Source organism: Streptomyces sp. NPDC001536 (genome assembly GCF_042894505.1).
Lineage (GTDB): Bacteria > Actinomycetota > Actinomycetes > Streptomycetales > Streptomycetaceae > Streptomyces.
Window position 1 is genome coordinate 1 of sequence record NZ_JBIAVQ010000036.1, and the last position, 21,648, is coordinate 21,648.

The window sequence follows — 21,648 nt, forward strand, 5'->3', positions numbered from 1 at the left end:
AACTCGCTCGCCGAGTACCTCGCCAAGGTCACCCCTCCAGCCAGCGGTAACCCGCGACAGATTTAAGCCCGGGATTTCAGGCGCAGCACACTAGCTGGAGGCCGAGGCCGACGAGCTGTGCAGCCCGGGACCAGGTTCCTTCCTCGCTCTTGGCCTCATGAAATGCTTCTTCGCCACGCAGGGGATTTGCGATCACCGGATCGGGCATGGCCTCTCCTCATCGGGAAGAAGGTGCGGACCTGATCAAGGCAACAAGTTCCCGGCCGCGGCCCTGCGCAGGCTCGCGGCCGGCAACACCGCAGTCCACTCCAGCAGCTCATTCGTTCGAGACCGGCCCGACCGTGGCTCGTGAGCCGGTTTCGAGTTCTGTCATCGCCACTTGAGTCGTGTTCTGGTTCGGATCGCGGCTTGGGTGGTGAGGGGGCTGGTGGTTTGCACTCTGCTGTGGGAATGGGCGACAGCAGGCTTGCGCCGCTGGTGTTGTCCGATGCCGAGCGGCGGACGTTGCAGGGGTGGGCCCGGCGCCGGACGACCGCGCGGGGCCTGGCCCTGCGGGCACGGATCGTGCCGGCCTGCGCGGACGGCGGCAGTAACACCTGGTGGCCGCGCGGATGGGTGTCAACCGGGGCACGGTGACCAAGTGGCGGGCGAGATTCCTGCGCGACCGGTTGGACGGACTCGGCGACGAGCCACGCCCGGGGGTGCCACGCACCGTCACCGATGCCCAGGTGGAGGAGGTGGTGGTGCGCACGCTGGAGGAAACGCCCGAGGGCGCGACGCACTGGTCGAAGCGGGAACTGGCCAGGGTCGTGGGGATCTCCCCGGCGAGCGTGCTGCGAATCTGGCACGCCTTCGGCCTGCAGCCATGGCGGACCGAAACCTTCAAGATCTCCACGGACCCACTTCTGATCGACAAGATCCGTGATGTGGTCGGCCTCTACCTCGCCCCGCCGGCCAACGCTGCCGTGTTCGCGGTGGACGAGAAGCCGCAGATCCAGGCCCTGGAACGGACGGCACCAGTCCTGCCCATGCTGCCCGGAGTGCCCGAGCGGCGCAGCTTCGACTACATCCGGCACGGCACGGTCGACCTGTTCGCCGCCCTGAACACCGCGACGGGCACGGTGATCACGAAGCTGTCCGCACAGCACCGGGCCGTAGACTTCCGCGACTTCCTCGACGAGATTGACCGCCAGACCTAGCCCGGCCTGGCGGAACACGTGATCTGCGACAACCTCGCCGCCCACACGACACCAGTGGTGCATAGGTGGCTGCTCGCGCACCCCCGCTTCCGCCTGCATTTCCCCCCCGTACTCGTCGTGGATCAACCAGGTCGAGCGATGGTTCGCCGAGCTGGCGGCGCTGTCCGGAACGCGGCACGTTCTGCTCGCTGGACAGCCTCAAAACCGCACTTGAGGACTGGATCAAGGTCTGGAACGAGGAAGCCCGGCCGTTCAAGTGGACCAAGACCGCCGACCAGATCCTCGGCCGGATCTGCCGTTACTGCTCACGCATCTCCGAACCAGCGCACTTGCGTCGAAGAGGCGGGCCGCGTAGCGGGACGGCAGGGCGACGGTCACGTGCCGCGGTAGGTGGCCCTCGTGCGGAGGGGCAGACTTGATCATGTCTTCGGGGTGACCATGGGGCATGACGGACTGGCGACGGGTGTGCTGGTGGGGGCTTGCTCTTCTGGGAGCGGGTACGGCGGTGGCGTTGTTGGTGTGGGTGACGGCCGCGCACCCGGAAGGATCCGGCCAGGCCTGGGGCATCGCCGGGTCAGTGGCCGGGGTCGCCGCGCTGGGGGTGTCGCTGTGGCAGCTGCGCGCTCCATCCCCCCACCCGGCCCCTGTACCACCGCCCGGTCCGGCGGAGCCGGTGACCGGGGAGCGGGGGGCGATCGTGGCGCGCGGGAACGTGACCGGCTCCTCGACCCGGTACACCGCACCGGCATCTCCTAGCCCCGCAGCGCGGCCGCCCGGTGGAACGCCGGGGCTGACGGGCAGCGACGGCGCCATCGTCGCGGGCGGGGACGTCGACGACTCACACACCGAGTACCGCCCGTGACCAGAACACCCGAGGACGCGGTGGGGCAGCCGGCGCCACCCGCCCGACTCCACGGGAGCGCTGGCGCGATCGTCGCCGGCGGCGACGTGACTGCCTCGTCGACGCAGTACATCGAGGCGGGGCAGGCATTCGTGCTCCCTCCTGAGGCGTATGCGCCGATCCCGGATGACGCTGCGGCCGGCGGGGTGTCGAACATCGGGACCGATCTGTTCGTCGGCCGCGTCGATGAACTCGCCGCGCTGGAGGCGGCGTTCGCCCGACCGGGCGAGGTCGTCGTGCATGCGGTGCACGGGCTGGGCGGGGTCGGCAAGTCGGCGCTCGCCGCGCGCTGGGCGGCCCGACGGCCCGAGGAGGTGCGGTGGTGGGTCACCGCCGACACCCCGGCCGCCGTCGACGCGGGGATGGCCTCGCTGGCGCGGACCCTTCAGCCCGGACTGGCCGGTCTGCCCGCCGAACTGCAGAGCGAACGCGCCGTGGCCTGGCTCGCCCGCCGTGCCGGATGGCTGCTCGTACTGGACAACGTCGAGGACCCCGCGCACATCCGCCCGCTCCTGGACCGCCTGCCGGGCGGCCGGGTCCTGATCACCACCCGCCGCGCGACCGGATGGCACCGCGATGCCACCGCCATCCGCCTCGGCGTGTTCGACCCGGCCGAAGCCGTCGACCTGTTCACTCGCATCCTCACGCACCACGGCCCCCGCGACACCGACGGCGCCGACGCCGTGTGCGCAGAACTCGGCCACTTGGCGCTGGCGGTGGAACAGGCCGCCGCGTACTGCGCCGAGACCGGCACAAGACCTCGCGACTACCTGGACATGCTGACCCGGTGGCCCGCGACGATGTTCGCCGCCGGCACCGCGGGCGGCGACTCCGAACGCACCATCGCCCGGATCTGGCACCTCACCCTCAACCGCCTCGCCGACACCTCCCTCGCCGGCGGCCTCCTGCGGATCCTGGCCTGGTACGCCCCCGACAACATCCCCCGCGACCTGCTCCGCAGCCTCGCCGAACCGCCCCAACTCGCCACCGCGATCGGCCGGCTCACCGCCTACAGCATGATCACCGACAACCACGACGGCACCCTGACCCTCCACCGCCTCGTCCAGGCCCTCGCCCGCACCCCCGACCCGGGCGATCCCCACCGCCAGCCCGGAGCTGTCGATCAAGCTCGTGACCAGGCCGCCGCGCTCCTCGCGGACGCCTTCCCCACCGACACCGACCAACCCGAGAGCTGGCCCCGATGCCAGGCCCTGCTCCCGCACATCGACGCCCTCACCCGCCACCACACCACCGACCACGACACCACCCACACCGCCCAGGCCCTCGACCGCGCCGCCGCCTACCGCACAGAACAGGGCTCCCTCACCCCCGCCATCCACGCCTTCCACCGCGCCCTCGCCACCCGGGAGCGGGTGCTGGGCGGCGACCACCCCGACACGCTGGCATCGCGCAACAACCTTGCCTACGCGTACGAGGCGGCGGGGGATCTGAGCCGGGCCATCCCCCTGTACGAACACACCCTGACGGAGCGGGAACGGGTGCTGGGCCATGACCACCCCGACACGCTGACCTCGCGCAACAACCTCGCGTACACGTACCGGGCGGCGGGGGATCTGAGCCGGGCCATCCCCCTGTTCGAACGCACCCTGACGGAGCGGGAACGGGTGCTGGGCCATGACCACCCCGACACCCTGGCATCACGCAACAACCTCGCGTACACGTACCGGGCGGCGGGGGATCTGAGCCGGGCCATCCCCCTGTACGAGCGCACCCTCGCGGACTGCGAGCGAGTGTTGAGCCCGGGTCATCCGATGATCGCGGCGGTGCGGGCGAACCTGGAAGGGGCGCGGCCCACGTAGCGGTTTCGGCGGCGGCCATGACTCGTCGACGCCGGGACGCCGAGGGTGGTCTCGACCAGGCGATGACGCAGCAACCGGAGGCAGGCGGCCGCCGGACCCGAATGCGGGCGTTTCGGGTGACCGCTCTTGTGCCCGGTCCCAGAGAAGTAAAAGGGAATGGCGCGCCGGGTGCGGACGGCACGGCGGCGGAGCCACAACCGTGGTGCGTCGGGCGACTGCAGGTCGAACTCAAGGTGCTCGATGTCTGTGAACCGAGCCTCCTTCGGGTTTCCGGCGCGGCGGCCGCCGTCCTGGAAGTGCACCTCCGTGAGCGCTTCGGCCGCGATCTCGTGGAGCTCCTGGTCGGTGGCGTCGGCCTCCTGGGCGTCGAAGAGACGGGCGGCGTAGCGGAGCGGCAGGGCGACGGTCAGCGGTCCAGTACGGGCGTGGCTCGAACAGCGGGTGCGCGGGCTGCCTGTGGTACTGACGCAAGAGCGGTACGCCCACGGTCGCGGGCGGCGGGTCGCGGACGTCTCAGCCGAAAGGTTGATCTGTACGCCGCGATACGCCGTGACCACCGTGATGGGACGGCGGCTCCGGAGGTGTCGGTGCCATGACGTCCGGAGCCGCCCATCACCGGCCGGTTCAACCGGACAGGCGCAGCCCCTGTCGTGATCGCCGGGAAGCTGACGGGGCCGCCGACACAAGCACGTGCACGGTGCTGTGTCACCCGGTGAACGCCGCCGACACCCGGCGGACACGCTCACGTCAGCATCCGTCCCTGCTTCTCAGCCCTGCGGTCTGACGCCCGTGGGACACGGCACGACGGCCGTCACCGTCTTGCCCGCCGAGTGGATCTGGACCCGCACGTCCACGGACAGGTCCTGCACGAGATGCCGGCCGAAGCCGCCCGGCCTGGCCGGGTCCATCGGCAGGGGCCGATGCGGGAGGGGGCTGGCGTCGTGCACCGCCACCGTCACCGTCCCCGCGCCGGCCTTCAGCTCGAACCCGGTCGCGCCGACGGCGTGCAGCACCGCATTGGTGAACAACTCCGACACCACCAGCAGCACCGCATCCGCGGCGCTGCCACCCTCCCGGGCCGCGGCCAGCAGGAACCCGCGGGCCACGTCTCTGGCCTGTTCAGCCGTCCGCAGGCCGCCGTCACGGACAGGTCCGTGGTCTTCCTCGGGTGGATGCACTATCGCGGGTCTCCGGCGGCTCGGCACTTAAGACCCTTTCCGACTGCCCAGGACAGACATGATCATCCAGGAATTCACTCGGCCGGGCGTCTTCCGGCTGGGGTGATGCGGCTGTGGATGCGGAACCGAGCGGTCATGTCGCTGGGTGCGGGGCGCAGGTCGACGGCGACCGGGCCGGCGAAGGTATATCCCTGCTCGGCGGCGTGACGGCGCACTTCGGTGGAGAGGACCGGTGCCACCGGCAGGTCGCTGGCCAACAGCTGGTGGTGGATCTCCGGGAGGAGTTCCACGACGAAGGCGTTGGGCACCACGACGCGCTGCCGGCCGACGATCACCGTGTTGTCGTCGCACTGCCGCAGCAGTATGTCCACGGCCTCACCCCGCTCCTGCTTCGCGGGAAGCAACAAGCCCCACAGACTGGTGGTCCATCGCTCCATGACGCGTTCGCTGGCTTCGAACAATCCCATCGCGGACACCTGCCCCACCATCAGCCCGGCAGACTCGCCCATAGGGATGCACCGCGGCGGATGTGAATGATCCCAAACTGCCAGGCAATCCACTCCGCCCACGCCCGATCCGCACCCGCATGACTGATGAACCAGACCGTGTCCGACGTGCCGTCAGACGCCCCCGTACCCGCACCCATCACGCCCCCGCACCCCGCACCGCTCTGAACACTCCAGCGTAGAGGCCGGCCTCTGTCGCAATCCGGCCTTCACCGCGGTCTCTCCCAGCGGAGGCAGCTGTCACCAGCCCGCCTGGAGACGCTGCGGGATGGCGATGAGAGCTTCGGCGGGTCCCTGTGGGGCCAGCTGATCATGGGGTTGGAGGCATACCGCATACTGACCCGATGGACAGCACCTCCATCCGGGACTCCTACGACGCGGTCGCGGATGTGTACGCACAAGGTTTCACTGCGGATCTGGCCTCCAAGCCGTTGGACCGCGCCATGCTGGCGGCCTTTGCCGAGCAGGTTCCGAAAGAGGGCCTTGTGGCCGACGTGGGGTGTGGGCCTGCCCAGGTGGCGTGCTTCCTGGCCGATCTCGGAGTTCCGGTCCTGGGCTTTGACGTGTCACCGGGCATGGTGGAGGTGGCCCGGGCGCGTAGGCCTGGCCTGGATGCGCGGGTCGGGTCGATGCTCGGCCTTCCCCTGGGCGATGGAGAACTGGCCGGTGTGGTGGCGTTCTACTCGCTGATCCATCTCCAGGTCGAGGAGCGGCCGCAGGCCTATGAAGAGTTCGCCCGGGTACTGCGGCCGGGAGGCCTTGTCCTTGCCGCCTTCCACGCGGGCCAGGAGGTTCGGCACCTGGACTCCTGGCTTGACCATCCCGTCTCGCTCGACTTCTTTGCTCTGCGCCCCGAAGAGGTGGCCGCGGGCCTTACGGCTGCCGGATTTGCCGTGGAGGCAACGCTGATGCGGGGGCCGTATCCCGGGGAAGCGGACACCGAGCGCGCCTATCTGCTGGCTCGCAGATTGGGATGACCACTCATCCACGCCCGCCCCCACCTCGTGTCAACAGGCGTCAGATTCTGGCAGGGCGGCAGGCCACGCACCATCCGGCAGGAAACGTACAGCGCCGCAAGCTCCACCAGTCCTGGACGCCAACCAAGGCGGTCCCGTGACAGCAGCCATCAAGGATCCGCTCTACGGCGCACACCGGCCGTTCTCACCAGGGCGGGCAGGACCGGGAGCCGTTCACGGGGGCGTTGATCCATCCGTGCCGTTCGGTGCGTGGCTTTGTCGAGCAGTTGTGATGAGAGTCCTCGTTCGCCCTGATCGGGTCCTGAGCTGACCTGTGCACAGCGGTGATCCGCGCAGTCACTCCGGTTCGGCCGTGATCACCGCGTTCTCTTCCGGCGCCGCGACGCTTGCCGTGCCGTCGGCCGTAGCGAAGAGCTCCTGACCGGGCTGCCGTGCGCCGACGCATGCGAGGGTGAGCGTGGCGGTCACGGCCAGGACGACAACGGCGGCTCCCGAGAGCAGGAAGGCGTTCTCGACTCCGGCGAGGGTGATGGCGGTCGAGGCGACAAAGGGGGAGATCGCCAGGGCTCCTGCCACCCCGGCCTCCCACAGGCCAAGCGCCTTCGCCAGATGATGGCTCGGTGTGCGCTGCTGCACCAGTGCGATCAAGGGAATGTCCGTGAGGGCCGAGGCCAGCCCCGTGGCGGTCAGGAGAACCGCCGCCACAGCATGGGAGGTGACCGTTCCCAGCGGAGCCCGGAAGATCCCGAGCAGGGCCCACGCCAGCACCGCGGCCAGTGCGAGTCTGCGGATGCGCAGGCCGGCCAGGAGCAGGGCGCCCACCACTTCGGCGACCCCGGCGACGCCGAGCAGCAGGCCGTACTGGCCGCCCTGTCCCACGACCGCGACAAGCCCGACGGTCAGGAAACCGTTGGTCAAGGCGAGGGCGAGCACGAAGGTCACGATGACCACGAGTACGTCGGGAGCGGCCCGCACGGCCCTGAGCCCGGCGCTGAGATCGGACCACAGCCCCGTCTGACCTCTGGCCGGGGCGGGGCGGGTCACGCGGATGGCGGCCACGGCGGCCGCCGAGCCCAGGAAGGTGAGTCCGTTCACCACCAGCGCCGACTGCAGCGAGCCGAAGGCCAGCAGCGGCGCGAGCACGAGCGGGCCGACGAAGAAGGCGGCCCGGAAGGCGACTTGCAGCAGTCCGTTGGCCTGCTGGAGGCGGTCGTCCGGCACGATCTGCGGGACGATGGCGTTGCGGGCTGGGGCGAACGGGGCGCCGATCAGCGCCAGCAGCGCCGTGGTCGCCACGAGCAGGGGCAGGTTCAGCAGGTTGAGGGAGAGCAGGACCGAAGCCACGGCCACCACGGCGACCCGGGCCAGGTCGGTGGCGATCATCAGCTTCCGGCGGTCGCGGCGGTCGGCGTACGAGGCGGCGACAAAGGTGGCCATGAACGCGGGCGCGAACGCGGAGACGCTCACCACGGCGACGGCCGTGGGGTCCTTCGTCAGTGACCAGGCCAGCCAGGCGGTCGCGGCGGTGTACAGGCCGTCGCCGAAGCGTGAGATGCCCTGGCCGGCGAAGAGAAGCAGGAAGTTGCGGTCCCTCAGCAGTGACATGCGGCCACAGTCGGGCCCCGTCGGGGGTCTGATCCACTTATTAGGCAGATGGCTAATCAGTCGCCTCGCCGTCGCCGTGCAGGAAGCTTTCCAGGCTGGGGGTCAGGCCCGCCACCTGTCCGGGCGCAAGCCGGTACAGGACGTAATAGCCCTCGCGGTGGCGTTCGAGCAGGCCCGCGTCCGCCAAGACGCGCAGGTGCTTGGAGAGGGCGGCCTCGCTGACGCCGACGAGCGGGGCCAACTCCTGCGTGCTGCGCGGACGTTCGGCGATCAGTCGCAGGGCGCGCAGCCGGGTGTCGTCGGCGAGCGCGCGGAGTGTGCCGACCAGCTGCGCGGGTGGAATCCTCGGGCGGGATTCCCGGACGATCGAGGAGACGGGGAAGACGAGCCCGAGGGGCCACGGACCGTCGCAGTTGACGCGCACGTGCGGCCACACATAGGCGCTGGGGGCGAGTACGAGGGTGTCGTCCGGACCGATGGCGACCTCGTGGTCGTGCGGCCGCTCCAGCCAGAAACGTTCGGCCTGCGGATCGCTGCGCACCTCCGGCCACAGGCCGCGGAGCATCCCGTACAGGCCGCGCTGCTCGATCTGGTGTCCGGCCTCACTGACGCCGGCGGCGAGTTCGGGTTCGAGCCGTGCCCATTCCTCCTGGAACGCCTCTCGCCAGTAGCGCTCCAGCATGCTCAGGAACCGTTCGAGCAACGCGCGGGGATCGTCGAGGAGCATCGCGGCCATCGCTTCGTCGCTTTCCCGTGCGAGGCGCTCCCGCAACAGGTCGCGTACCTCCGGTTCGTCCAGCCGTTGCGGATCCCTGCCCTTGCCGCCGCCCGGCCAGGGCGTGAGCAGGGGGACGGCGAACTCCAGGCGGACCAGCTCCGGATCCGCCCCGCGCAAACCGGCCAGTTCGTCTTCGAAGTCCGCCAGTCCGCCGGTCGGCTGCGGAAAGAGGAACTCGGGGAAGTACGAGCGCACCGCGTAGGAGAACGCCTCGATCTCCCGCTTCAGCGCCGGGGACAGCTTGCGCACCGCCCGCACCCAGCCGTGCTGGACGGGGTGGTGCTTCGGCTCCACGAGCACATGGAGACTCAGTACGGCTTCCATCGTCGGCGAGTAGGCGAACCCCACCCGTTCCGCACCGCCGGCAGGGACCCGGAACACGATCGTCATGACCCATCATCCTTGCCTCACGGCACCCGCGAGGGGAGCCGCGCCGCGTCGCTGTCGATGAGGACGGGGCCGATCCAGCGGATACCCGCGTCCGCGCAGGCGTCGCGACCCTCGAAACGACCTCGGTGGCAGCCACTTCACCTCCCGCCGAGGCCCCGTACGGGATGTCTCCGCCAGCACCTGCCGCATCATGCCCGCGCCGGTCCCGCCCCGCCAGAGCTACCACACCGCGGCCGCGACCAGCAATCCGCCCACACGCTGCTGTCTGCCCTGGAGGCGACGCAGAACGGTCAACAGGAGCCGGGCGAGACGTGAACGACGACTTCGAGTCTGTACCCAGCCAGAGCGCTCATCTTCCGGGCACGGTCCGCTCAACAGTGATCGCATCTCATCGCAATTCGATCGACCTATGCCGCATTCGCATCCAGGCCCTCGCGCTCGCCCTGGGCTTGCTGAACTGGTGACTGTCGGCACGTACGGGTTGCGGGGCGGGGTTGATGGATTCATGGGCAAGGTCACCGTCGCAGCGTCCGACACGGCACTCAGTGCGTTCAGCGATAACCTCTCGCACGTCCTGGAAGCGCGAGCTCTGCTGTGCGTCATCACGCCGGACGGCCTTGATGGCGAGGCTGTCGTCCGGGCCGCCCTCACCCGTCACACGGGTACGGATCCCGTCTGGGTTACCGCCGCAACGTCCTACGGCCATGGCGCGCTTCTCGATGCGTTCTACGCCGAGCTGAACCTCGGTGCGCGGCCGCGGTTCCTGTCGGACGCTCAGCTGGCGGTCGACGCTGAACTCGCACGACGGACCGCGCCCGTGGTGGTCGTCCGGGATGCTCACCGACTGTCCACCGACGCCCTGGTCGCCGTCTACGGCTTGTGGACGCATTTCCAGCGGCACGAACCCCGCATGACCGTCGTGCTGTTGGGACCCGAGCGTCTTCGGACCGTTCTGCAACGGCCGGCGCTCGCCAGCTTGCACAACTGTGTGTACATCTGGCACCGGCTCACCCAGTGACATCCTGACCGGGTCGGTGCAGAGGTCGCCTCTAGGCCGCCGCGGCGCGTTCGCGGCTGACGTGGGGATCAGCTGCTTCTCTCCCCGAGCTCGTACGGCACAACTCTCCGCGCGCCGCGCCGCAGCTTCCACACTCCACGACGTCGGCGACTCGGCGGTGGTCGAGCAACTTCCAACGCGGAGTGTGCAGTTTGGAGGCCGGCTCGTTCTTTCCCTGCTGCGTACAGTCCGCGCCTGGCTGGGCGGCGCAGTAGGAGCAGGGCATCTGGAGTGCGTCGCGGAAGCGCTGCTCCTGCTCCTCGGCGCGCCGCTGGGCTGCTGCCTGACGCTGACGCTGTTCTTCTTCCTCCTGGGCGCGGCGGGCCGCCAGCAGGTGTTGCCAGGTCTCGGGGTGGTGGGAGCATTCGCCGTGAACCGCCAGGTTCCACCGGCAGGGTGTGCCTTTGGCGGTCGGTGCGCCACAGCGGTTGTTCTCGTTGCCGGGACCGTGGTGGGGGCAGGGTTCGTGGGTCGTGTTGACCATGCAGGGCGTTTTCGTCGTGGCGCCGATGACGCGGCACAGGCGCGAGGACACCGCCTTCTCACCCAGGGACGCCAGCTGCTCCACTACGTCGTCCCAGTTCGATGCCTGGGCGGTGGAGCGCCACCAGGCGGGCGACGCCCGGACTGCGACCCAGCCTGCCCGGTCCACGGTGATTTTCGGCAGGTCAACTACGCCTGCTCGCGCCTCTGTCTGCATCGATCCAGCCATGCACGGAATGTAGTGGGTGCTGACTCTGTGTGTCCAAGCTGCGGGTCGGCGATACGGTCAGGACCCGGCGGGCGCTATCTGCGCCGTGCGGCCTTTTTGCGAGCGGGGTGTCTTGGCGCCAACCTTGCCGGGCTCGATGGTGCTCGGGTCGACGGCTTCTCCGGGCGCGCCGACCTGGTAGTCGCCGGTGGGGTCGCTGTCGCGGTCGTGCGGCAGGAGGAAGAAGGTCCTGCGGGCGAACAGGCCGCTGTCTGGGTCCCGTTCGGCGTCCGCAGCGAGGGTGGTGTAGCCGACGAGGCGGCCGTCGCGGGAGTAGCGGGGCTTGCCCCGCCGGGTGCTGACCTTGTCCAGGGCCTGGCGGACGTAGTCGAGGTGGTCCGGCTCTTCCAGCCACACCACCTCTTCTTCACCGGTGAGCTGGCTGTCTTGCAGCATCGAGCTCATGGCCGCAGACCCTCCTCGTTCTCGTCGCCCGGCTCGTGGCCTGCGCGGGCGTTCGCGCCACTCGTCTCCTGCCACCGTGCCCGGTACGAGCCGAGGCCGCGGTTTTCATCGGACGGCCACGCGTGCAGCAACCCCAGAGCGTGCGGGGCCGTCATCCGCGTCTCCCCGGAAACGCTGGGTCCTGGCCGGCTACTGCGGCTTCACTCGCGGCCAATGTCCCCACATACGCCCGGCGTTCGAAGCGCCGCCGCTTCTTGGATGGGCTCATACGATCCCGTTCCGGTACCCGGGGCCAAATGTCACGCTGTCCCTCACTCCAGTCCAGATAGGGACGGGAGGCGCGCCGCCACCGTTCCACAGCCGACAAGGGGTGCAGGAGGCGCCAGGCTTGCCCACCTGCCCCCGGCTCTTTCAGACCACAGCCGCCAGGCCAAGGCGGACTCGGGTTTCGACAAGACAGCGTTCACCATCGACTGGGGCAACGAGCAGGCCATCTGCCCGCGCGGCGCGATGAGTGCGTCCTGGACCACACTGAACATCTCCGGCCACACGTACTTTCAGGCCCGCTTCGCCGAGGCTGACTGCAGGCCTTGCCCAGACCGGGCACGGTGCACCTCCTCGGCCGCTCGCTCCCGCTCCGTCGCGGTGCTGCCACGACTGCTGCACGAGATCCAGATGCGCAATCGGCTCGACCAACAGACCGAGCAGCGGCAACGCCGGTACGCGATCCGCGCCGGCATCGAGGCAACCCTCTCGCAGAACGTCCGAGCGCACGGCCTCCGCAGAACCCGCTACCGCGGCCTGGCCAAAACCCACGTCCAGCACGTCCTGACCGCCATGGCCTGCAACCTCGGCCGCCTCGCCGACTGGCACTACACCACCTCATCGGCCCGCCGGGCACCCCGCTTCCGAACTCTCTGCAACACCGCGGGATTCACGATCAACTGAAGATCGCCAACAGAGTCACGGCATTGGGCCTAAAGCGTGTTGCAGAAGGCCGTGACTTTGCAGGTCAAAGCCCGGTCACGGCTGTTCTGATCACGAGGCGAGGGCGAGGTTGTGCATGTGGGCGACGGCCTGGACCGCGTGGTGGAGGCCGTCGCCGTGCTGTCGGCAGTCGCGGAGGATCTTGTAGTTCTTCAGTCGGCCGATCGCATGCTCGACCCGCGCACGGACCCGGCGATGTTCCGCGTTGTCGGCTTCTTCGCCGGCCAGCAGGGGTCGGCCGGGTCGTTTGCGGTGCGGGACGACCAGGCCGGTATTGATGTAGGCGCCGTCGCCGAGCACGGTGACGCCCTGACACTGGTCCGGCAGGCCGGAGTTGCGCCACACATGGGCGTCGGCCTTGTTGCCCGGCGCCGGACGGGCGGTGGCCACGACCAGGCGCGTGTCAGCATCGATGATGACACACGTCTGGTGATCGCCGCGGCCCGGCCGGTGCCGGGCACCACCGCGGACGCCCATGCCTGGCGTGGCTCCGGCTTGGCCGAGCACTGTCAGGACGTGACCGTGCTGGGCGACGGCGCTTACCTCAACTGCGGGATGGTCACCCCGCACCGCAAACGCCCCCATCGGGCCCTGCTGGCGGGCGAGGAAGAAGACAACGCCGCCCACCGCAAGGTCCGCGCGCGGGTGGAGCATGTGATCGGCCGGATGAAGAACTACAAGATCCTCCGGGACTGCCCCAACGCGGCGACGGCCTTCACCATGCCGTCCAAGCAGTCGCGCACATGCACAAGCTCGCCCTCGCGTCATGACCAGAGGACTGCCTCCCCGGGCCCTGAGCTGCCCGAACACGGCCTTGTGCAACAACCTTTAGGTGATCCACCCCAGATGGATTATGCGTTGGCGTCGACCGATTGTGGTCGAAACATGGGCCACTCTGAATAACTCGTGTCCCATTTCATGAGCATCTTCGACAAAGCACTCCCAACCGAGGGGGCTTGACGCCACACTGTCAGCCACTGATTCGGGGGAGAAAGTCATGGCTGAGACGACTACACCGGACCACGCTGATCAGTCCGAAGGAAGCGGCGGAGAAGAGCCGCAATCTGGGCCTGCCGTTCGCGCGAGAACGTGGTTGGTGGCTGCAGTGGTCGCTGGCCTGGCTGCCGGTATCGGAGTTATCGCACAGGACGCGGTCACATCAACGTGGGACAGTGCCAAGAACTCACTGTTCCCACCTGATTCAGGCGAAGCGCCGCTCACGGCCAAGGCGACTATGGTCGATCCGATGGACGTATGTGAGGGCGGAGGCGGCATCGTCTACCTGAAGCCACCGACGGTTTCGGCCGCCGAGCAGGAATTCAACAAGCAATTCAAAAACCCGACAGGCCTGCTGGCTGACAAGTCCACGTTTGATGCGGCGCATGAAGCTAGGGCGGCGAATTACGGGATCATCAACCTTCTGCTCCAGGGCACGGGCGAGAAGGCCGTCACCATCAGCAAGGTGAGCATCAAGCCAGTTGCAGTGCAACCTGCCCCCAAAGCCCTGCGGATCAGACCGGTAGGGGGGTGCGGTGACGCCAATATGAGTAGATTTTCGGTCGACCTCGATTCTCCGCAGCCCCGCCTCAAGTTCAAAGACGGAAGAACTGACGAGGGTAAGCAACGGGTGAGTGACTTCCCATACCAGGTGAGTCAGAGCGACACTGAAACGGTGGTTATCGTTCCCGTCACCAACCGGAGCGACTACCGATTCAAGATCGCTGTCGACTGGGAAAGTGGAGACCAGTCCGGGACGCTAGAAGTCGGAGATGGAAAGCGTGATGGCGAGCCCTTTGAGATTGTGTCTGGTGTGGCATCGGCCAAGTATACGCTTGGGCAGGAAATGGTCGGCGATGAAGATGTGAGGCTCAAGCTCTCGCCTTTCGAAGAGGCGCCGATTATCGATCCATTCGAGTACATCGACTCCCAAACCGAGAACTGAAGCATAAGCGGTGGATTGTGGTTCACCCAAAGGTTGTGTGTCGATAACTCTCGTGGATAGAGGTAGCAATGGCTCGAAGACGGTTTAGTCGGATGGTGGCCCTTGCCGCTGTTGCGGTGGTGGCTATGGCGGGTGGAGTCCTGCTCGGTAAATGGCATCACAGCTCAACCAAATCCAAACCATCGTTGGACCTACACACGGTCGACTGGCGCAATGCCACGATCCCCGGGGCGCTCTGTCGCACCTCAGGATCCATTCTCTTGCATGATGGGTCGGCGTCCAACGTGCCATCTTCCTTCGATGGACCCGAACCGAACATGCCTCAGGATGTAAGCGTCGACGTGAAGAAGGTCGCTTACGGCGATCTGACCGGAGATGGCAAGGACGAGGCTGCCCTGCCAGTACTGTGTATGAACCACAATGCGACGGCCGCCGGCCAGACCGCCATGGGGATCTTGATATTTGACGGTGCCAGCAACCGTCTCCGGCTAGTCGGCACGCTTGTCGGACAGCAGCGGCGATCAGGAGAGCCGCCTAATTACCTTGAGGTGCGACAGATGACACATGCCGATTCGGGAAAGGTTGTGGCCATTGAGTCATTTTATGCTCCCACTGACTACAATAGCTGTCCCACTGGCCGAGCTCGGGATATCTGGGTTTACGAGAGTGGGCGGCTCAAAGCGGCTGGTAGCGAAGACGTGAGGTTCTTGTCGGCGGTTGAGATTTGTAACGAGTAGGGGTTCTTCTCGCTTATCAAGCGATTCTTTTTCCCCCTCGTCTCACAGGGTCCCGCGAGCGCCCAGAGAAGCGCGAGCCCGGCGTCTGGTTGGCCGGCCTCTGGATTCGACCCCTGCTCGACGCCAGCGAGACGAGGGGTTGGTTTATAGGCATGGGCGGTGCGGCGTGCGACGGCCCGTGCCCGCCCGCTACCAAGCCGAGGGCGGGCACGGGATCGACGGTGCTCAGCGTGCGCGGACTGACGCCCCATAGCCGTCGGTCTGGCGGAGCACCCGAGTCTCCTCGGTGGGTGCCGGCCAGACCTGGATGAGGTACCACTCGGTGATCTCGTCAGGGGCCAGGTCGACGGCGGTGTCCCGTCCGCGGGCATGAACCCGCAGGCGGTAGTCACCGGGACCGTTGAACGACAGGACGGGGAGTTCTTCGTCCAGGTCGTCCATCATGCCGCGGACCATGAGGTCGCCGGATGCGGAATGTGTAGAGACCTCCACGATCTCCTGCCAGTCTCCGTTGTCGGGTGCCGGCTCGGTTTCATGGAGGGTGACCGTGACGTCGACGTCACCGGTGTAGATGCCAGTCATGACGATGGTGACGCCGTCAGCGACCCGTACCAGTCCGTTGTGCCCACGTTCCAGGTCGGGACCGGTCGGCTCGTCCTCGTCGCTGATGTCGAACTGGTGGTACTGCACCGGGACGCTTCCGCTGCCGCGCTCGACCTCGTCGCTCATCTCGTAGTCCTCCGCCGTGGTGCCTACTTGATCCACACCACGAACCTGTCCCTTTCGATGATGCGGTTATACAGGTAGAAGCGGCTCAGAGCCCGGCCGCCGTCTTCGTTCTGCGTCGCGTTGATCATGCGTCGGCTGAAGTCGCCCCCACCGGTCTTGGCGCCCTGCCAGGTTGAGGCGAAGGGGTACTCGTCGCACTGCTTGCCCGCCGGCCGTTTCAGGCTCGACGGGCACGCCGTGTTCCGGTCCCCTTTAATCTTGTCCTTGTTGGTGAGGCGGGTCAGGTACCGCTTGGTGCCGTGCTTGCCCGGCAGGTTCTTGGTGGTCTGGGCGTACTCGATGTGCTTGGCCAACTCGAGGAACTCCCCGGCCTTCGCGTAGACCATCTCAGGGATGTGCGGCATGACCTTGGACGCCGGCAACGGAACGAGGAGGCGGTGCCGAATGGGCGGAGATGCTCTGCGCTGGAACGAGTACCGCAGCGTGCCGTGGAAGAACCACGGCGGTACGACCCGAGAGGTCGCGTCGGGCACCGTGCACGCGCCCCTGGCCTCGATGGAGCCCGCGGACGGCTTCGACTGGCGGGTGAGCGTCGCGGACGTGGACGCGGGAGGCTCTTTCTCCGTCTTTCCCGGGATCGACCGCGTGATCACCCTCGTCGAGGGCGAGGGCATGGTGCTGACGGTGGACGGGACACCGCATCCGGTCGGGCCATTGAGTCCCTTCGCCTTCCCAGGCGACGCAACGACGGACTGTCGGCTGGAGGCGGGCGCGGTCCGCAACATGAATGTGATGACCCGTAGGAGCCAGGCGACGGCAAGGGTGCGGATCATCACCCCCGCCACGTCACGAGGGACAGAAATGGCCTGCGCCGCGGGCGAGACCCTGCTCGTCATGGCCGTCACCGAGGGGATCACTGTCGGCGGACCGGACGGCCGGCAGACCACACTCGGCCGTCTCGACTGTGTACGGCACGAAGGCCCGGTGGCGCTGACTCTACGAGGCGACGGCACGGTGGCCGGGATCAGGATCACCGCAGTGTGCTGACGGCCGAACCTGGCACCCGCCCTGCCGTCTCGTGCTCAGCGTCGGCGATGTATCGACGCTCCCGCAACGTGGCGCACACACGACACCAACGCACGCATCCGCAGGCCCGTCCGCGCCCGCAGGCACTCCCCCAACGAGGCCGCCGCCCTCGACTTCATCTACACGGCCCTGACGGGCCTGGACCCGACAGGCAAGGGCCGGCCGCGAGCGGTGGACCATGCGAAAGCGCAACGCCGACGGCCCGGCTGCCGGCTGTGCTGTGGCCGGGCCCCGGTCGCACTTCAACCCCGGGCCGAGGGGCGGTCCAGCCGGCTGCGGCGGGACATGGCGCAAATGAGAGAAGGGCCCCTCTTGTGACCCACTGACCTGCCGTTTGGGACGATGACCGTAAGTTAGTGGCTAGTGCCCGGCGCCGTCACTTGCAGCCATAACGTGAGGTGAGGCCGCTGCCGAGTTCCGCCGTCCGGGATGCTGTGGCAGGGCGGGCAGGATCGGCCTTTACTGGCAGGTGAGGATCACCAGAACAGGCGACCGAATCGTCTCGCCAAAGCAGGAGGTCGTGCCATGGACCCGCCTCCGACAGAACGCGACCTACCGCACCTCGTGGTCGACCGCCCGGACCGGCTGCGCGGCCAGGTCTTCGTCCTCCACGACCAGCCGATGCTGGTCGGGCGGGATTCCGACTGCCAGATCCAGGTGGGCGATCCGGGCGTCAGCCGACGGCACGAGGTGGTGTGGCGGGCCTCGGGCCGGACCACCGTCGAGGATCTCGCTTCCACCAACGGCACCATGCTCAACGGTCACCCGGTGCTCGGTCAGCAGGTGCTGCACTCGGGCGACGTGCTGGATTTCGGGCCCTTCGAGGTGCATTACGAAGAGCTGCGCCCCGCCGACCGGACTGTTCAAGCCCCGAAGCCCGGAGTCGGCGGCACCTCGGACACCATGCCGGGCTGGGACCCCGCCCCTGAGCCCGGGCCCACGCCTTACGGCGCTCCCGTCGCAGGGCCGCCGCCCTCCAGCTCGCCGGGCCGCCCGCCACCGCGCGAGGCCGGCCGTACGCCGCCCGGCGGCGAGCGGCGGTTCGACATCGGCGCGCAGCAGGCCGACCGGCTGAGCAACGTCGCCGGGGACCAGTACAACTACGTCCAGCAGGCGCAGCGCGAGAGCTTTTTCAAGGAGATCGCCGCGTCCCGCACCAGGGCGCGACACCTGATCGTGCTCGGCTTCCTGCTCTCTCTGGTCGGGGGCGGGATCTACGGCTGGGTGATCCTTCGATTCATTGCCAGGACCAACGACGATATTTCGTCGGGGAGTTCGAACTTCGACTCCTCCTCGGAGCTGCTCGGACCGAAGGTGGCCGGGGTGCCGGTAGGGGCGGTCGGGTTCGCGATGGCGGCCATCGGGTCGGTTCTGATGGTCATCGGAATCGTTCTGCACATCGTGACGACGTCCCGGCGCCGCCGCTTCGAGGATGCCGAGCGGCAGGCGTCCTGGCGGCAGCGGTGAGGAGATGGGGAGCCATGGCCTTCAACATCGGCAACCAGCAGGGCGGCGTGGTCAACAACGTCGCCGGGAATCAGACCGTTCACGGTGGCCAGTCGGCCGTCTTCACAACGGGCGGGCAGGAGGTGCGCGGCCTGGTCCGCGAACTGAGGGCGTCGATCGAGCGGACGGCGTTGCCGCCGGCCATCGAGCCCGAGGTGCGGGCCGAGCTGGATTCGCTGGACGAGGAGGTCGCCCGGCCGGAGCCGGACCGGGAGCTAGTGGCGGGCCGGCTCGGCCGGATCACCCGGCTGCTGTCCTCGGCGGGTGCGCTGGCCACGGCCGGCGCCGGGCTGATCGGGCCGCTGGGAGCGCTCGCGGGCTGGCTCGGCGCACTCGGCCAGCCGATCTTGCGGGCGATCGCAGGTTGATGGGAGGAGACTGACGGAGACGGCCTTGACCCCGGATGTTGCACGGGCCATGCGGGTCGGACAAGCAGCTCGGCGCCCCCTCGTTCAGGGGGTTGGTGATGAACACCCTCAGCCGCAAGGTCCGCAAGCAGGCCAAGGCGCTGGGCGTCCGCTACCAGTTCCTCTTCATACAGGCCAACGGCTCCCAGCTGCGCAAACGCGCCGCTCTCCATGACAGGCGGCAAGCTCCGCCCTGTCATCGACAGCACCTTCCCGTTCGACCAGACGCTTGAGGCGACCGCGGTGGCTGCTCCACCGAGGACCCTACAGCCGGGCCATCCGCACCACCCTGCCACCGCGCACGCCCCGGAGCGGGCCCGGCGACGACCGTTCACCGCGTCAGGCAGGACAGGGCAATAGGCAGGATAGGGGCCTACTGGTGCACCAACGGCGAGGGAATTCACGTATGGCACACCCCTCCGCCGAGCCCGACGACGGTGCCGACACCCTGTTCGCCCTCGACGCGCTGACGAGTACGGCAGCACCCGGTGCCCCGCCCAGAAGACGCCCGCGGCAGGCCCGCCCTTCCACGAGTCCTCCACGGCCCGGCATCTGCTCCCGGTCCGCACCATCTACGCCGAGCCGGCGGCCGCCGCGTCACCTCGCGGCCGCGAGATCCTCGCGCGCTTCCCCGCCGCAGAGGTCGTCGACGTGGACTCCCACTGGCGCATCCCGGGACTGCACGACAACGAGGACAACGTCGAGCGATGGGTCCGCGTCAAAGGCGAGACTCTGGTCCTGAGCGAGCGCAAGACCCTCACCACCCGGCCCAACGGACGCTCCGCCGACTTCATCGCTCCCGGCCCTTCCAACGGCTGCGCGATGGCCTGCGCCTACTGCTACGTGCCCCGTCGCAAGGGATACGCCAACCCGATCACCGTCTTCACCAACATCGACCGGATCATCGCGCACCTGGCACGGCACATCGCCCGCCAAGGCCGTAAACGGGAGCCCAACCAGTGCGACGAGACGGCCTGGGTGTACGACATCGGCGAGAACGGCGACTGCTCGGTGGACGCGCTGATCTGTGACAACACCGCGGATCTCGTGACCGCCTTCGGCCAGTGGCCGCACTCGAAGGCTTCCTTCGCCACAAAGTTCGTCAACCCGGATCTGCTGGCACTGGCCCCCCGCGGCCGCACCCGGATCCGCTTCTCGCTCATGCCCCCGGCCGATGCCCGGCTGCTGGACCTGCGGACCTCGGCGGTGGCCGACCGCATCGCCGCCGCGGTCGACTTCGCGGAGGCCGGGTACGAAGTCCACTTCAACCTCTCCCCCGTCGTCCTGCGGCCCGGGTGGCAGGACGCTCGGACCGACCTCCTGCGTCAGGTCGACGACGTCGTACCGTAACGAGTGAAGCAGCAGGCCGCGGCGGAGGTCATCATGCTGACCCACAACGAGGACCTGCACCAGGTCAACCTCGGCAGGCACCCCCGGGCCGAGGACCTGCTGTGGCAGCCCGAGCTGCAACAGGGCAAGCGCTCGCAGAACGGCGCCGCCAACATCCGCTACCGCAATCCCATCAAAGCCGAAGCCGTACACACCCTGCGCGGACTCCTCAGTACCCATGTGCCGTGGCTGCGGGTGCGTTACGCGTTCTGAGACCTACGGCCGCTCTCGCCCTGCGGGGGCAAGGATCCTTCGCTGCCTCAAGGACCCTTGCCCCACAAAGCGCGGCCTTGGAGGCGACGCCCCCTCAGCAGGAGGGCGCCGACCAGTGAACGGTGCGGTCAGTAATAGTGGCGTCGACCGGCGACCGCGTGCCCCATGGAGCCCATGACCCAGAAGACGGCGCCGACCACGGCAAGAATGATGCCGAGGGTCCACAGGATCGATATACCGGTGAGGAAACCGACGATAAGCAGAATGATGCCGAGCGCGATCATGATCTACCTCCTGATGTGACCTGCCGTAGCTCCCGAATGCCCCAAAGCAGCCTGATCACGCCAACACGGCCACCGTCTTCGCGGCCCCGCCGGCGTCCGCGGTGGCGATCGAGACGGCGCCTCCGACGGCGAGGACGAGGTTCTTCGGATGGGCGACGACCAGAACGACGGCGAGTCCCGCGGCCTTGCCCGGCGTGAACCGGTCGATGGTCCGCATCCAGCTGGGCTGGCCGGCCTCGCGCCCGGCGCGAGGCCGGCCGTTCCGCTGCTTGACGGCCATGAGCAGGAACAACAAGCCGAGCGCGAGCTTCAGCCACACCACCCACGTGGGCGGCTCCCCGCCGTCACCGTTCCCGTCGCTGCCGAACAGTACGACGACGGTCACGACCGCCGCGAGACCGGCGACCCAGCCCGCAGTGAAGGCCAGACCGTTCCCCCGCCCCTTGGGCGTCCACCACCCCACTCGGGCAAGGGCCCTTGCCCGAGGGCTGGCCCCGAGCCCAGGCGCGTTTCTGCGGCAGGGCGCAAGGCTTACGCGCGGAGGCCTTGCACCTACTACGCCGAAGTGGTCGCTATGGGGTTCGCCATCATCCTCAACGGCGGTACGGCCGCAGGCGCCCGGGGCTGCCCCCGTTGGAGGTGTTAGCCGTATTGACTTGCTCTTCGCCCTGAAGGGCGAAGATTCTGGCCTTCTCTGACTGGTTGCCGTGCCGCTACGCGGCACGATTTCCGGTCGGGAATCCGTGGCTTCCTGTTTCTGCGCGCTGTGCCAGAACAGGTTCTGGTCCTACCGGCGCTCCG

Annotated in this window: 20 protein-coding genes and 5 pseudogenes; 13 read left to right on the forward strand and 12 right to left on the reverse strand. The window is 68.2% G+C overall.

All coding sequences use genetic code 11. The annotated features are described in order from the left end of the window. Nucleotides 1-450: 450 nt before the first annotated feature. From ACFY0U_RS45110 to ACFY0U_RS45120, 3 genes and pseudogenes are all read left to right on the forward strand, one after another. Nucleotides 451-1,528, forward strand: a pseudogene (locus ACFY0U_RS45110) (IS630 family transposase); the annotation flags it as partial. 116 nt (nt 1,529-1,644) lie between these two features. After that, the gene (locus ACFY0U_RS45115; protein WP_388646271.1) at nt 1,645-2,061 is read left to right on the forward strand and encodes a hypothetical protein; all 417 of its coding nucleotides are present in this window, start codon (nt 1,645-1,647) and stop codon (nt 2,059-2,061) included. Next, nucleotides 2,058-3,920 carry a tetratricopeptide repeat protein gene (locus ACFY0U_RS45120; protein WP_388646273.1) on the forward strand — a complete coding sequence of 621 codons (1,863 nt, stop codon included), beginning with the start codon at nt 2,058-2,060 and terminating at the stop codon, nt 3,918-3,920. The genes ACFY0U_RS45115 and ACFY0U_RS45120 overlap by 4 nt, the downstream gene beginning before the upstream one ends. A gap of 218 nt (nt 3,921-4,138) precedes the next feature. On the opposite strand, the pseudogene ACFY0U_RS45125 reads toward ACFY0U_RS45120, so the two are convergent. The 3 genes and pseudogenes from ACFY0U_RS45125 to ACFY0U_RS45135 form a co-directional block, all read right to left on the reverse strand. Continuing rightward, nucleotides 4,139-4,342, reverse strand: a pseudogene (locus ACFY0U_RS45125) (XRE family transcriptional regulator); the annotation flags it as partial. 345 nt (nt 4,343-4,687) lie between these two features. After that, nucleotides 4,688-5,125, reverse strand: coding sequence for an ATP-binding protein (locus tag ACFY0U_RS45130; protein WP_388646276.1), 438 nt, complete (start codon nt 5,123-5,125; stop codon nt 4,688-4,690). A 47-nt stretch (nt 5,126-5,172) separates the two neighbouring features. Continuing rightward, nucleotides 5,173-5,565 carry an FhaA domain-containing protein gene (locus ACFY0U_RS45135; protein WP_388646278.1) on the reverse strand — a complete coding sequence of 131 codons (393 nt, stop codon included), beginning with the start codon at nt 5,563-5,565 and terminating at the stop codon, nt 5,173-5,175. Nucleotides 5,566-5,948: 383 nt separating this feature from the next. On the opposite strand from ACFY0U_RS45135, the gene ACFY0U_RS45140 reads away from it, so the two are divergent. Continuing rightward, nucleotides 5,949-6,581: a class I SAM-dependent methyltransferase gene (locus ACFY0U_RS45140; protein ID WP_388646281.1), complete on the forward strand. Its 633-nt coding sequence runs from the start codon at nt 5,949-5,951 to the stop codon at nt 6,579-6,581. Between the two features lie 336 nt (nt 6,582-6,917). Here the strand turns inward: ACFY0U_RS45140 and ACFY0U_RS45145 are convergent, their stop codons facing one another. Both ACFY0U_RS45145 and ACFY0U_RS45150 read right to left on the reverse strand, forming a co-directional pair. Further along, the gene (locus ACFY0U_RS45145) at nt 6,918-8,186 is read right to left on the reverse strand and encodes an MFS transporter (protein ID WP_388646284.1); all 1,269 of its coding nucleotides are present in this window, start codon (nt 8,184-8,186) and stop codon (nt 6,918-6,920) included. Nucleotides 8,187-8,238: 52 nt separating this feature from the next. Further along, nucleotides 8,239-9,354: a DUF5937 family protein gene (locus ACFY0U_RS45150; protein ID WP_388646286.1), complete on the reverse strand. Its 1,116-nt coding sequence runs from the start codon at nt 9,352-9,354 to the stop codon at nt 8,239-8,241. 311 nt (nt 9,355-9,665) lie between these two features. Here ACFY0U_RS45150 and ACFY0U_RS45155 point away from each other — a divergent pair, with 311 nt between their 5' ends. Both ACFY0U_RS45155 and ACFY0U_RS45160 read left to right on the forward strand, forming a co-directional pair. Further along, on the forward strand, nt 9,666-9,818 hold the full coding sequence (locus ACFY0U_RS45155) for a hypothetical protein (protein ID WP_388646288.1): 153 nt from the start codon (nt 9,666-9,668) through the stop codon (nt 9,816-9,818). A gap of 41 nt (nt 9,819-9,859) precedes the next feature. Then, on the forward strand, nt 9,860-10,372 hold the full coding sequence (locus ACFY0U_RS45160) for a hypothetical protein (RefSeq protein ID WP_388646290.1): 513 nt from the start codon (nt 9,860-9,862) through the stop codon (nt 10,370-10,372). Between the two features lie 31 nt (nt 10,373-10,403). Here ACFY0U_RS45160 and ACFY0U_RS45165 read toward each other — a convergent pair whose 3' ends face one another. Then, complete coding sequence (locus ACFY0U_RS45165; protein ID WP_388646292.1) at nt 10,404-11,123, reverse strand: hypothetical protein; 720 nt, start codon at nt 11,121-11,123, stop codon at nt 10,404-10,406. Between the two features lie 57 nt (nt 11,124-11,180). Then, nucleotides 11,181-11,567, reverse strand: a complete 387-nt coding sequence (locus ACFY0U_RS45170) for a DUF6009 family protein (RefSeq protein ID WP_388646294.1) — start codon at nt 11,565-11,567, stop codon at nt 11,181-11,183. 258 nt (nt 11,568-11,825) lie between these two features. Between ACFY0U_RS45170 and ACFY0U_RS45175 the strand changes: the two genes are divergently transcribed. Then, nucleotides 11,826-12,515 carry a transposase gene (locus ACFY0U_RS45175; RefSeq protein WP_388646296.1) on the forward strand — a complete coding sequence of 230 codons (690 nt, stop codon included), beginning with the start codon at nt 11,826-11,828 and terminating at the stop codon, nt 12,513-12,515. A gap of 90 nt (nt 12,516-12,605) precedes the next feature. Here ACFY0U_RS45175 and ACFY0U_RS45180 read toward each other — a convergent pair. After that, nucleotides 12,606-12,974, reverse strand: a pseudogene (locus tag ACFY0U_RS45180) (transposase family protein); the annotation flags it as partial. Between ACFY0U_RS45180 and ACFY0U_RS45185 the strand changes: the two are divergent. Both ACFY0U_RS45185 and ACFY0U_RS45190 read left to right on the forward strand, forming a co-directional pair. Next, nucleotides 12,954-13,324 (forward strand): annotated as a pseudogene (locus ACFY0U_RS45185) (transposase family protein); the annotation flags it as partial. The pseudogenes ACFY0U_RS45180 and ACFY0U_RS45185 overlap by 21 nt on opposite strands. Before the next feature lie 227 nt (nt 13,325-13,551). Beyond that, complete coding sequence (locus ACFY0U_RS45190; RefSeq protein WP_388646299.1) at nt 13,552-14,496, forward strand: hypothetical protein; 945 nt, start codon at nt 13,552-13,554, stop codon at nt 14,494-14,496. A 962-nt stretch (nt 14,497-15,458) separates the two neighbouring features. Here the strand turns inward: ACFY0U_RS45190 and ACFY0U_RS45195 are convergent. Together ACFY0U_RS45195 and ACFY0U_RS45200 are read right to left on the reverse strand one after the other, a co-directional pair. Continuing rightward, the gene (locus tag ACFY0U_RS45195) at nt 15,459-15,998 is read right to left on the reverse strand and encodes a hypothetical protein (RefSeq protein WP_388646300.1); all 540 of its coding nucleotides are present in this window, start codon (nt 15,996-15,998) and stop codon (nt 15,459-15,461) included. Then, nucleotides 15,986-16,366 (reverse strand): NucA/NucB deoxyribonuclease domain-containing protein, encoded by a 381-nt coding sequence (locus ACFY0U_RS45200; protein WP_388646302.1) that lies wholly within the window; start codon nt 16,364-16,366, stop codon nt 15,986-15,988. Before ACFY0U_RS45200 ends, ACFY0U_RS45195 begins: the two co-directional genes overlap by 13 nt. Before the next feature lie 40 nt (nt 16,367-16,406). Here ACFY0U_RS45200 and ACFY0U_RS45205 point away from each other — a divergent pair, with 40 nt between their 5' ends. The 4 genes and pseudogenes from ACFY0U_RS45205 (at nt 16,407) to ACFY0U_RS45220 (ending at nt 20,563) form a co-directional block, all read left to right on the forward strand. Further along, on the forward strand, nt 16,407-17,009 hold the full coding sequence (locus ACFY0U_RS45205; RefSeq protein ID WP_384175305.1) for a HutD family protein: 603 nt from the start codon (nt 16,407-16,409) through the stop codon (nt 17,007-17,009). Nucleotides 17,010-17,573: 564 nt separating this feature from the next. After that, the gene (locus ACFY0U_RS45210; RefSeq protein ID WP_388646304.1) at nt 17,574-18,515 is read left to right on the forward strand and encodes an FHA domain-containing protein; all 942 of its coding nucleotides are present in this window, start codon (nt 17,574-17,576) and stop codon (nt 18,513-18,515) included. A 14-nt stretch (nt 18,516-18,529) separates the two neighbouring features. After that, nucleotides 18,530-18,922 carry a hypothetical protein gene (locus tag ACFY0U_RS45215; protein ID WP_351693157.1) on the forward strand — a complete coding sequence of 131 codons (393 nt, stop codon included), beginning with the start codon at nt 18,530-18,532 and terminating at the stop codon, nt 18,920-18,922. Between the two features lie 445 nt (nt 18,923-19,367). Continuing rightward, a pseudogene (locus ACFY0U_RS45220) lies at nt 19,368-20,563 on the forward strand (spore photoproduct lyase family protein). A gap of 128 nt (nt 20,564-20,691) precedes the next feature. On the opposite strand, the gene ACFY0U_RS45225 reads toward ACFY0U_RS45220, so the two are convergent. Continuing rightward, nucleotides 20,692-20,847: a DUF6131 family protein gene (locus ACFY0U_RS45225; protein ID WP_351693163.1), complete on the reverse strand. Its 156-nt coding sequence runs from the start codon at nt 20,845-20,847 to the stop codon at nt 20,692-20,694. 55 nt (nt 20,848-20,902) lie between these two features. Continuing rightward, entirely contained in the window at nt 20,903-21,310 is a 408-nt protein-coding gene (locus ACFY0U_RS45230; protein ID WP_388646306.1) for a GAP family protein, read from the reverse strand. Nucleotides 21,311-21,648: the final 338 nt, after the last annotated feature.

What these genes read in the sequence shown, in the direction of transcription:
- ACFY0U_RS45115 (WP_388646271.1), top strand. Translation starts at nt 1,645, where the DNA reads ATGACGGACTGGCGACGGGTGTGCTGGTGGGGGCTTGCTCTTCTGGGA.
- ACFY0U_RS45135 (WP_388646278.1), bottom strand. Translation starts at nt 5,565, where the DNA reads ATGGGATTGTTCGAAGCCAGCGAACGCGTCATGGAGCGATGGACCACC.
- ACFY0U_RS45140 (WP_388646281.1), top strand. Translation starts at nt 5,949, where the DNA reads ATGGACAGCACCTCCATCCGGGACTCCTACGACGCGGTCGCGGATGTG.
- ACFY0U_RS45145 (WP_388646284.1), bottom strand. Translation starts at nt 8,186, where the DNA reads ATGTCACTGCTGAGGGACCGCAACTTCCTGCTTCTCTTCGCCGGCCAG.
- ACFY0U_RS45150 (WP_388646286.1), bottom strand. Translation starts at nt 9,354, where the DNA reads ATGACGATCGTGTTCCGGGTCCCTGCCGGCGGTGCGGAACGGGTGGGG.
- ACFY0U_RS45160 (WP_388646290.1), top strand. Translation starts at nt 9,860, where the DNA reads ATGGGCAAGGTCACCGTCGCAGCGTCCGACACGGCACTCAGTGCGTTC.
- ACFY0U_RS45165 (WP_388646292.1), bottom strand. Translation starts at nt 11,123, where the DNA reads ATGGCTGGATCGATGCAGACAGAGGCGCGAGCAGGCGTAGTTGACCTG.
- ACFY0U_RS45170 (WP_388646294.1), bottom strand. Translation starts at nt 11,567, where the DNA reads ATGAGCTCGATGCTGCAAGACAGCCAGCTCACCGGTGAAGAAGAGGTG.
- ACFY0U_RS45175 (WP_388646296.1), top strand. Translation starts at nt 11,826, where the DNA reads ATGGGCTCATACGATCCCGTTCCGGTACCCGGGGCCAAATGTCACGCT.
- ACFY0U_RS45190 (WP_388646299.1), top strand. Translation starts at nt 13,552, where the DNA reads ATGGCTGAGACGACTACACCGGACCACGCTGATCAGTCCGAAGGAAGC.
- ACFY0U_RS45200 (WP_388646302.1), bottom strand. Translation starts at nt 16,366, where the DNA reads ATGCCGCACATCCCTGAGATGGTCTACGCGAAGGCCGGGGAGTTCCTC.
- ACFY0U_RS45205 (WP_384175305.1), top strand. Translation starts at nt 16,407, where the DNA reads ATGGGCGGAGATGCTCTGCGCTGGAACGAGTACCGCAGCGTGCCGTGG.
- ACFY0U_RS45210 (WP_388646304.1), top strand. Translation starts at nt 17,574, where the DNA reads ATGGACCCGCCTCCGACAGAACGCGACCTACCGCACCTCGTGGTCGAC.
- ACFY0U_RS45215 (WP_351693157.1), top strand. Translation starts at nt 18,530, where the DNA reads ATGGCCTTCAACATCGGCAACCAGCAGGGCGGCGTGGTCAACAACGTC.
- ACFY0U_RS45225 (WP_351693163.1), bottom strand. Translation starts at nt 20,847, where the DNA reads ATGATCGCGCTCGGCATCATTCTGCTTATCGTCGGTTTCCTCACCGGT.